Genomic DNA, 8551 nt, shown 5'->3' with positions numbered 1-8551 from the left:
GCCGCGCCATGTCCCGCGCTCGGCGGCGGAGAAGGGCTGGCAGGCACGGTCTCGCGCCGGTCCAGGTTTCGAGACCCCACAGAGCGCCAGAGCCCGCCAGCGATCCACCTTAGCCGGTCCAGAGTCCGCGGAAGCCGGCGCGGCCGCAGGCGAGACTGCCAGAGCCACCAGGAGGGTGAGGCGCAGGGCGATCAATAGAGCCTCACCCCGAACCACGAGAGCCACAGGCGGTTGAGGCGGGTGTTCCGGGTGGGATCGAGGGTGGCGAGATCGTGCCGGCACTCGGCAACGCGCCGATCGCGCGCCTTGCGCTTGGTCTCCCGGTCCAGGACTTCGCCCGGCGCCAGCATGTGAAGGCCACGCACGGCCTGATCGGCGGCATCCTTCCCGTAGAGCCGCACCCAATCGTCGGCGACGGATGAGAGAAACGCGGTCCGCGCCATCCAGAAACTCTCACCGCACGAAACCCGCTGATTGATGTGCTCAAGAGCCTCCATCACCAGAGCCTGAGCGCACGTCTTGATGGAGGGATCCACGTATACCTGAGCCATTCCCCTGCCCTCTCCAATGTGTGCCGGCTCTATCCCGGACACTGCAATTATATCGCGGCAGATGAAGCTAAATCAAGTATTACTGAAATATATTGTTTGTAACTAATCAATACATCTCCGCAACGCCGCTTGCATCCAAGCCGCGCCGCCAGACCCATGGCCCAGGTTTTTTGCAGTTTCAGCAAACGAGTTGCGGACCGCAGCGGAGGCCTTGTCCGCGCCAGCAACTCGAAAAAAATCCTGAACCGCGATCCTAACTCGTCCGACGCAACTCGATCCCAAGGCAAACAAAGGGGACTCGACTCCGAGAAACAAAAAACCTAAGTCATGTGAAACAGGTTTCGGGCCGGAGATACCCGCATGTTTCGCCTTGCTGACGTCGCCCGCACCATCGACCCCGAAAACTCGGCAGCGCTGCTGAACGATCTCCGGAATTGGTTTGCCCGCGGGGTGCTCCACTACACCGTGGACCCGGCCGAGGGTGTCGAGCCGGATCAGCCCGCCTCCAAACCCGGCAGCCCGGGGCTCCTGAGCCGCCACCGCGTGATCCAGGTGGCCATTACCGTGCACCTCGTGCGGCTCGGCCTGCCGCCGAAAGAGGCCGCGCACATCGCCGGCTCGTTCTCGGATGTGTCCACGCCCCCGCGGCTCCCCGGGATGCTGTTTCCGCGCGGTGAAACGGTGCTCGCCGTCTGGCGCCGTGGAGCCGGTCCGTTCGAGCGCCGGGTGTTGAACCCCGACCCCCGCGAAACGGCGCGCGATCTCTCGTTCCGGGTCGCCGGCAGCGCGGGCCTGCCGCCTGCCCTCATCACCATCAACTGCGGGGATTTGCTCCGCAGCCTTGAGCCCCTGATCGGGCCGTCCCCGGCCTATCCCGTCTGAGGAGAGTTCCATGCGTATCCACGAACTGCGCGAACAGCGCGCCAACCGGGTCGCCGAGATGCGCGGCCTCGTGGACAAGGCCGAGACCGAAAAGCGGGAGCTCAACGAACAGGAGCGCTCCCGTTTCGACACCCTCAAGGGCGAAGTGACCGGGCTGGAAACCCGCATTGGGCAGGCCGAGACCCTGGCCAATTTCGAGCGTCACGCCGAGGCGGCGCCGGTCGCTGGTCACGGTGGTATGGCCGATCTGGAGGCGCGTTACTCCATCGGCCGCGCGGTCTCCGAGTTCATGGAAACGGGCCGGCTGACCGGGGCCGAGGGCGAGTATGCCGCCGAGATTTCCCGGGAGCGCCGCGGCGGTGGCCGGAAAGGCGGCTTCGCTGCACCCCTGAGCGCATTTCTCGGCAGCGAACAGCGGTACGTCGGCACGACACAGCCGGCCGGCGGCCCTGGTGGCGCCCTGGTGCCGACGCACCTCGGCCCGCTGATCGACCGCCCTCGGCCGCAACTGGCCGTCCAGCGTCTCGGGGCCACCGTGCTGACGGGCCTGACCGGGAACTTGGACCTGCCGCGTCAGAAGACGTCCGGCACGGCCAATTGGGTCGCAGAGCACGCGCCTGCCACGAAGTCTGACCCGACCTTCGACAAGGTGTCGATGGCTCCCAAAACGGTCACGGCCAAATACGAAGTCACGCGGCGAATGATGATTCAGGCGCCTCAGATTGAGCAAGTCTTGCGCTATGATATCGGTTTGCTGCTGGCGCAGGCCCTCGATCAGGCCGCGACCATGGGGACCGGCGAGAATAACATTCCGCTCGGGATCAAGAGCACGCCCGGCGTGCACAAGGTTCCTGGGGTCTACGCGGACCCGGAGAACCCGACCATCGCCGAGTTGGACGCCCTTTTCGGCACCCTGACCGGGCTGATCGAGAATGCCGACATCGGCGGTTCGACCGGCTACCTCGCGCACCCGGCCGTCAAGGCGACGCTAAACCGCTACCGTACCGCCACCGGTGAGCTCGTCGGCGTGGCCGGGTTCCTCAAGGGCGAAGCGTCCGCGTGGTCGACTCTGCTCCCGGACAACGGCGGGGTTAGCACGAGCCTCGCGCACGTCTTCTACGGCAACTGGCCGGACCTCCTGCTGGGCATGTGGTCGAGCGTCGATATTTTCCTGAACCCGTACGCAACGGAGATGGCGGACCGCGGGGGCGCCTATCTGCACGCGTTCCTGGACGCTGACGTGTCGGTTCGGCACCCGGAAAGCTTCGCGTTCACCGACGACTTCCCGACCCAGCGGCTTGCCGCCTCTACGGTTGTCGCCGCGTGATGGAACAGCGCGGCGCAGAGATCGAGGTGCGGGCCAAGGGTCGGCGCCTTGAGGGACACGCCGCCCTGTTCGGCGTGGAGACCCGGATCTCTGGCCCGCGCGGCCTGTTCTGGGAAACGATCCGGGCCGGCGCCTTTGCGGCGTCGCTCCGGGCCCGCGATGTGCTCGCCCTGCGCGACCATGATCCCACGCGGGTGCTCGCGCGGACCAAAAGCGGCACCCTGCGGCTCGCCGAGGACTCGACCGGCCTCCAATTCGAGATCGCCCTCTCGGACAGCACCGAGGCGCGCGACGTGCTTGCCCTAGTCGAGCGAGGGGATGCCGGGGGCATGTCGTTCGCCTTCGATGCCGAGGACGAGGATTGGCAGGGCGATCGCCGCGAGCTCCGGTCCGTCACGCTCCACGAGATCTCGGTGGTGTCCGCTTGGCCCGCCTACCCTGGGACCATCGTTCAGGCCCGCGCCGGCGGCCCGGCGGCACCTCCCGGCCTGGCGCTCGCCCGACTCTATCTCGACACGCTGCGGGGTTGATCCATGGGGTTCCTGAGCCGCATCCTCGGCCGCGAGCGCCGCGACGCCCCTCCGCAGGCCCTTGGGGCGTCGGACCCGCTCTTGGCGCAGTTCCTCGGCTTCGGGCGGGCCTCCGGTTGGGGGGCGCCGGAACAGGCCCTCTCGCAACTCGGCGTCGCGGCTCGGTGCACCAGCCTGATCGCCGAGTCCCTCGCCGCGCTCCCCCTCACCGTTTTCGAGCTCCACGAGGACGGCGGCCGGGAGGAAGCCCGGAGCCATCCGCTCACCGCCGTGCTCAACGACGCCGCCAACGACCGGATGCCGGCCTTCCACCTCCGCGAGGCCCTGGCGCGCGACGTCCTGATGGGTGGCAACGGCTACGCGCACACGATCCGGGACGGCCGCGGACGTGTGGCGGCCCTCGATTACATGCCTGCGCGCATGGTGGGCGTGGAACAGCTTTCCAGCGGTCGGCTCCGGTATCGCTGGACCCATCCGACCCGCGGGACGCTCATCCTCCTGGAGGAGGAGGTGGCGCACCTGCGCTATGCCTCGGCGGACGGCATCCTCGGCCGCTCCCCGCTGGCATGGGCGCACGGCGCCGTCGGGCTCGCCATGGCACAGAGCGAGCTTGCACAGATCCAGGTGGATCGCGGTTTCGTGCCTGATGTGAGTTTCGAGACTGATCTCTCATTCGGGCGAGAGGACGATGCAACGTCGAATGCCGCCTTCAATCGGCTCAAGCGGCAGCTAACAGAGCGCCTCAGGGGCGCGCGCTCAGAAATTCTTCCCCTGATGCTGGAGTCGGGACTCAAGGCCAAGCCGCTGGCGGTGTCCGGCCGCGAGGCGCAGTTTCACGAGTCCCGCATGGCTGGCCTGGAGGATGTGGCGCGCATCTACGGCGTGCCGCTGTCCGTGGTCGGCCTCGGCAATCCCTCCAGCTACGGCAGCCTGAAAGAGGAAGGGGCCGCCCTGGTGCGGAACTGCCTCGCGCCGTGGGCCGCCCGGATCGAGGCGCAGCTAAACCTCTCGCTCCTGAGCACCGAGGGTCGGCGCCGCTACCGGATCGAGCACGACCTCTCCGGGCTCCTCCGCGGGAGCCTCCAAGAGCGCGTGACGGCTTGGCAGGTCGGCATCACGAATTCGATGTTCACGCCGCAGGAGGTGCGCCGCTGGGAGGGCCTGAGCAGCGAGCCGCCGAATGGTGAGGTGCTGATCCAGCCCATGAACATGGGCGAGCACGGCAGGCCGCCACAGGAGCCGCCACCGGCATGACGGGTTGCCCGGCGTCCTGCAGGGCGTCGGGGACGCTCCGGGGCCCGGAGTGCCGGCGGGATCGGGCATGGCACGATCCGCGGTCGGCAGAAATTCGAGTTCGCGCGGGCCTCTTTCCTGCCCGGAGTTCCAGGCCTGCGCGGAGCCCACCGGGCGGTGGCGAAAAACACCCGGAGTCGGCGGCCCTTCCGCGTTTGGGGCGCGCTCGGAAATCCGCCCTGGCAACAGGGAGATGGCGCGAATGGCCGGCGCGAATATCGGCCTGAGCCCGCGGTGTGGCTTTCCACGCACCGCGGGCGCCCCTTTCAGGAGCGGAATATGGCCCAGGTTGTCCAGGTGAACGCAGCGGGCCGGGAGATCGCGCCCCCGGTCACGATCGACCGCGGCCGGCGCCGCCTGCCGCAGGTAATTGCCGCGCATGTAGACCGCTCCCGCCCCTTCATGATCGCGGTCCAGCGCGACTCCGAGCTCGATAAGCCGATTGGCGAATCTTTCGTGGGCCGCGGGTGGAAGGTCGCACCTGTGCGTGATGAGGCCGGCGAGATTGTCGTGCCGGGCAAGGTGAACCCCTGGCCGCGGAAATACATCGCCGAGGATGCTGTGGTGGTGGTGGTCTACCTGCCGCACGGTGGCGGTGGTGGCGGCGGCGGCCGGAGCAAAAGCCCGCTCTCCATCGTCGCCGGCATCGCGGGGCTCGCCCTCCTGGCCTTCGCCGGGCCGCTCGCCGCCCTGGCAACACCTGCCCTCGGGCTGGCCGGCGCTTCGTTCGCCGGGGTCTCGGCCGCGTCCTTCCTTCAAGCCGGTGCCGTGATCGGCGCCACTGTCCTCCTCCCCCTCAGCCGCTCAACCGCACCGCGTATCTGGAGTTTTGCGCATGACCGCCATGAACACCATCGTGACCCCGACGGCTGTGCACGTCTCGACGGACGGGGCGAGCTACCTGCGGGATGGTCAAATCGTGTGGGAGGGGCAGAAGGTCGGCATCCTGGCGCACCTGCCGGCGGTGATCGGCGTGCGTGGCCCGAGCATGCACGTCCCCTCCATCGTCGCCAACGTGTCCGCCAACTTCACGGGATTCGATCCGCTCGTGGCCGCGGCGGCCCGACTGTTCCGCGCCATCCATGAGCAGTACGGCGCGGCGATGGCGGCTCAGGATAGGGCCCACGAGGCTCACGAGGATGCGGAGTTCGTCGTTGCTGGCTGGTCGGAAGAGCGGGATCGTCCGGAGGCTTATGGCGTGCACAGCCATGGCCGCAACGGGTTGAAGGCCTGGACGCTGTTTGAGATCCCCGGCCTCTCGATATCGCCCAGCGATCCCGAACTGATTGACCGCCTCGATTTCCTCAATCTGGAAACGGTGCTGACCAACGTCGAGGCGACGGCACTCCGGATTATGGAGCTCCAGCGCGAGCGGCCTTTCGAGATGGAGAGCGGCCGCGCCACGGTGGCGGCCGGCGCGTTCTGCCAACTCACTACGCTCACCCGATCGGGAGTTACAACGCGGATCTTGAAGCGATGGGGAAATAAAACTGCACCTGCGTCAGCGCTTTTCAGGTCAGACGCAGTATGCAGCTAGGCTTGGTCGGGCTTAGGAGCTTTTCGCAACATCATTTTATAGGCGAAATCTCGCATGTATGGTTCTGTGAGCGAGCCTATCACTGGAAAGGAATATCCTGACCAGCACCCAAAGAATCGATCATTCCACGGCAGCGTGAGAATGTTATCCAGATCGAACCGCGTAGCGCGGGCCAGACCGAACTGATCTATATCACGTGCGTATTGTACGATTACGTCCTTGCTTGCTCTTTGCATCAGTTTCAGGTTCTTAGTCCCGAAGCACGTGCGGCAAGCAAACCGTCCCGTCCGCGCATCCCGCAGGATGCCCACGATCAAACTGGGCCTCAGATCAGGCCCAGGATCTTTGCTTGGATGTCGAGGATACCAGCAGGTAGCGATGTCGAAGGCCGAAGGGGGAGCTGGGTACCATTCGACCGGCGGCTGATCAGCCGCCATATCCGTCGATCAGTACCCAATCGCCATCGGCGAGAAACACGTCGGCATCAGCCTGAAGCTGAGCAAGCGCATCCTGGGTGATATCGTCTTCGTACGAGTAGGCGCGCGAGGACGCCTCCGGCTTGGAATAAGCGGCGGCTCCGTGCACGTCCCCAAAGGAGTAGCTCACGCCACCCTCGTTCTCTTCGTGTTCGTATTCGTACTTACGGAGCGGGTCCATTTTGTCCCCCTGGTGAGCAGGAGAGAGTGCGGATCTCAGAGCATTCAACGGAGTGCTGTCACAGCAGTTCCGAAGCGAGTCTCTGAGCTGAAGGTGATCATGCAGCCCATTAACGAGGGCTGAAGCCAGTCGGTTACCGTTCCATGCACTCGGCATAGCGCACGTTTGAAACCGGCGCAAATGACAGATTTGTCACTCGGGCTGATGTTTCTGACGTAGTTTGCGGCATGCACAGGACATAGTGCCGATGGTTGCGAATTTGCAGTGTGGTCCGACACGCATGCTGTCGCACGCAGACGCATGGCTGCGGGGGCGGTGCAACGAGTTGCACCAAAATGAGTAAGCAGGAGTTGCCGTCGCGATTTCGGCTTGGTGCCGTCACCGTGCCGTCAACATGCCCAACAAGAAAAGGCAGCCCAAGAGCCGCCTCATCTAACCTACTTCGAAATAACCAGAAATCTGGTGGGCGCGACAGGGATCGAACCTGTGACCCCTACCATGTCAAGGTAGTGCTCTCCCGCTGAGCTACGCGCCCCGGCAGGTCGTCCGGGTGGCCCCGGCGTCCTGCGAGGCCGCGGCTATAGCCGGTGCCGGGCGGCTCCGCAAGCGGGGCGTCGGCGGAATCTGACGGCAGCCGCCGAAACCCGCGGACCCCGCCCCGGGCAACGGCGCTCCCCTCGCCTCTCCCTCTCATCCCCATTGCGCGCGGGCGGCAAAAATCGGCTAAGAGTGCGCCCGCGAAACCTGCGGCCGCCGCACCCTGTCGGCGGCGATGCGGCGCGCACCGAGCGGACGGACCAGCACGGGACCGAGGACGGCAAGCAAGGATGCGGTTTCTCCTATCGTCCGACGAGGGCGACGTGATCCGGGGCTGGGTGGTGCCGGACAACCCGCAGGCGATCAGCCGGGTCTGCGTCTGCATCGACGGGCGCCGGGTGGCGGAGGCCTCGGCCATCCACGCCGACCCGAACTTCGTCAAGTTCGGCTGGCACGCGACCGGACAATGCCATTTCGAGATCCGCGAGTCCGACGTGCCGGGCCTCGCCGGGATCGAGCGGCTCGAGATCTACGACGTCGACACCAACGTGCTGATCTACCGGCGGCTGCCGGGCGGGGGGCTGACCGACAAGAAGGTCATCCTGCTCAACGCCCATATCCGCCCGGAAACGGTGGTCCAGACCGCGCTGTATCCCTATTTCCGGCAATCGTATTTCGGGATCGGCCGGTTTCCGGACGAGATCCTGCGGGCGATGTTCGACACCGTCACGCTCGATTCCTGCCTGATGGCCGGCGCGATCATCTTCCCGCGCTACGAGGGGCACTTCGTCCAGAGCGGCGCGCTCACCATGCTGCTCGTCCACGATCCCTTCGTGGAACTGGCCAGCCGCCTCTATTGGCTGCGCGAGCGGGCGAGCATCGCCGCCAACGCGGAGCAGCACTGGCGCCTCGGCAACCTCGTCGAGGCGGCGGCCTTCACCCTCGACTACGACTTCACCGACGTGAAGAGCCTGAAGCGGCTGTTCCGGATGATGCCGGAACCGGCCTATCACCTGCTCTACAACCCCCTGACCCGCCAGCTCAGCACCCACGTGCCGGAGGACCGGCTGATGCCGGCGAGCTCGATCATCGCGGTCGAGGTCCTGTCGCGCATCGACGTCGTCGGCCACCGCGACTACTTCGAGGCGTTCATGGCCTCGGTGTTCCACCATATCGGGATCGACGCCCCGCTGCCGCTGCCGCTGCCGATTCCCAACGAGACGCTGGCGCTCGCCGA

8 protein-coding genes and 1 tRNA gene are annotated in these 8551 nt (G+C 66.1%); 6 read left to right on the top strand and 3 right to left on the bottom strand.

The genetic code is table 11. The features are described from left to right. Positions 1 to 191: 191 nt before the first annotated feature. Positions 192 to 536, bottom strand: coding sequence for a hypothetical protein (locus tag MFF42_RS19205; protein WP_238257177.1), 345 nt, complete (start codon positions 534 to 536; stop codon positions 192 to 194). Between the two features lie 375 nt (positions 537 to 911). On the opposite strand from MFF42_RS19205, the gene MFF42_RS19200 reads away from it, so the two are divergent. From MFF42_RS19200 to MFF42_RS19180, 5 genes are all read left to right on the top strand, one after another. Further along, positions 912 to 1433, top strand: coding sequence for a hypothetical protein (locus MFF42_RS19200; protein WP_238257176.1), 522 nt, complete (start codon positions 912 to 914; stop codon positions 1431 to 1433). A gap of 10 nt (positions 1434 to 1443) precedes the next feature. Next, positions 1444 to 2760 (top strand): phage major capsid protein, encoded by a 1317-nt coding sequence (locus MFF42_RS19195; protein ID WP_238257175.1) that lies wholly within the window; start codon positions 1444 to 1446, stop codon positions 2758 to 2760. Next, on the top strand, positions 2760 to 3290 hold the full coding sequence (locus tag MFF42_RS19190; protein WP_238257174.1) for an HK97 family phage prohead protease: 531 nt from the start codon (positions 2760 to 2762) through the stop codon (positions 3288 to 3290). Before MFF42_RS19195 ends, MFF42_RS19190 begins: the two co-directional genes overlap by 1 nt. A gap of 81 nt (positions 3291 to 3371) precedes the next feature. Next, a complete protein-coding gene (locus MFF42_RS19185; RefSeq protein WP_238257173.1) occupies positions 3372 to 4544 on the top strand; it encodes a phage portal protein in 1173 nt (390 codons plus the stop codon). 874 nt (positions 4545 to 5418) lie between these two features. Further along, positions 5419 to 6120, top strand: coding sequence for a hypothetical protein (locus MFF42_RS19180; RefSeq protein WP_238257172.1), 702 nt, complete (start codon positions 5419 to 5421; stop codon positions 6118 to 6120). Positions 6121 to 6546: 426 nt separating this feature from the next. Here MFF42_RS19180 and MFF42_RS19175 read toward each other — a convergent pair whose 3' ends face one another. Both MFF42_RS19175 and MFF42_RS19170 read right to left on the bottom strand, forming a co-directional pair. Beyond that, on the bottom strand, positions 6547 to 6777 hold the full coding sequence (locus MFF42_RS19175; protein ID WP_238257171.1) for a hypothetical protein: 231 nt from the start codon (positions 6775 to 6777) through the stop codon (positions 6547 to 6549). Between the two features lie 460 nt (positions 6778 to 7237). Further along, positions 7238 to 7312, bottom strand: a tRNA-Val gene (locus MFF42_RS19170). 292 nt (positions 7313 to 7604) lie between these two features. Between MFF42_RS19170 and MFF42_RS19165 the strand changes: the two genes are divergently transcribed. Then, positions 7605 to 8551 (top strand): hypothetical protein (locus MFF42_RS19165; RefSeq protein ID WP_238257170.1); only part of this gene is annotated, 947 nt, incomplete at its 3' end.

The sequence above is a fragment of the Methylorubrum podarium genome (assembly GCF_022179745.1).
Lineage (GTDB): Bacteria > Pseudomonadota > Alphaproteobacteria > Rhizobiales > Beijerinckiaceae > Methylobacterium > Methylobacterium podarium.
The sequence above is the reverse complement of the archived record's forward strand: the minus strand, read 5'-3'. Positions and strand labels throughout refer to the sequence as shown.

Coding starts and splice junctions, on each gene's coding strand:
- MFF42_RS19180 (WP_238257172.1), top strand. CDS start 5,419: ATGACCGCCATGAACACCATCGTGACCCCGACGGCTGTGCACGTCTCG.
- MFF42_RS19195 (WP_238257175.1), top strand. CDS start 1,444: ATGCGTATCCACGAACTGCGCGAACAGCGCGCCAACCGGGTCGCCGAG.
- MFF42_RS19175 (WP_238257171.1), bottom strand. CDS start 6,777: ATGGACCCGCTCCGTAAGTACGAATACGAACACGAAGAGAACGAGGGT.
- MFF42_RS19200 (WP_238257176.1), top strand. CDS start 912: ATGTTTCGCCTTGCTGACGTCGCCCGCACCATCGACCCCGAAAACTCG.
- MFF42_RS19190 (WP_238257174.1), top strand. CDS start 2,760: ATGGAACAGCGCGGCGCAGAGATCGAGGTGCGGGCCAAGGGTCGGCGC.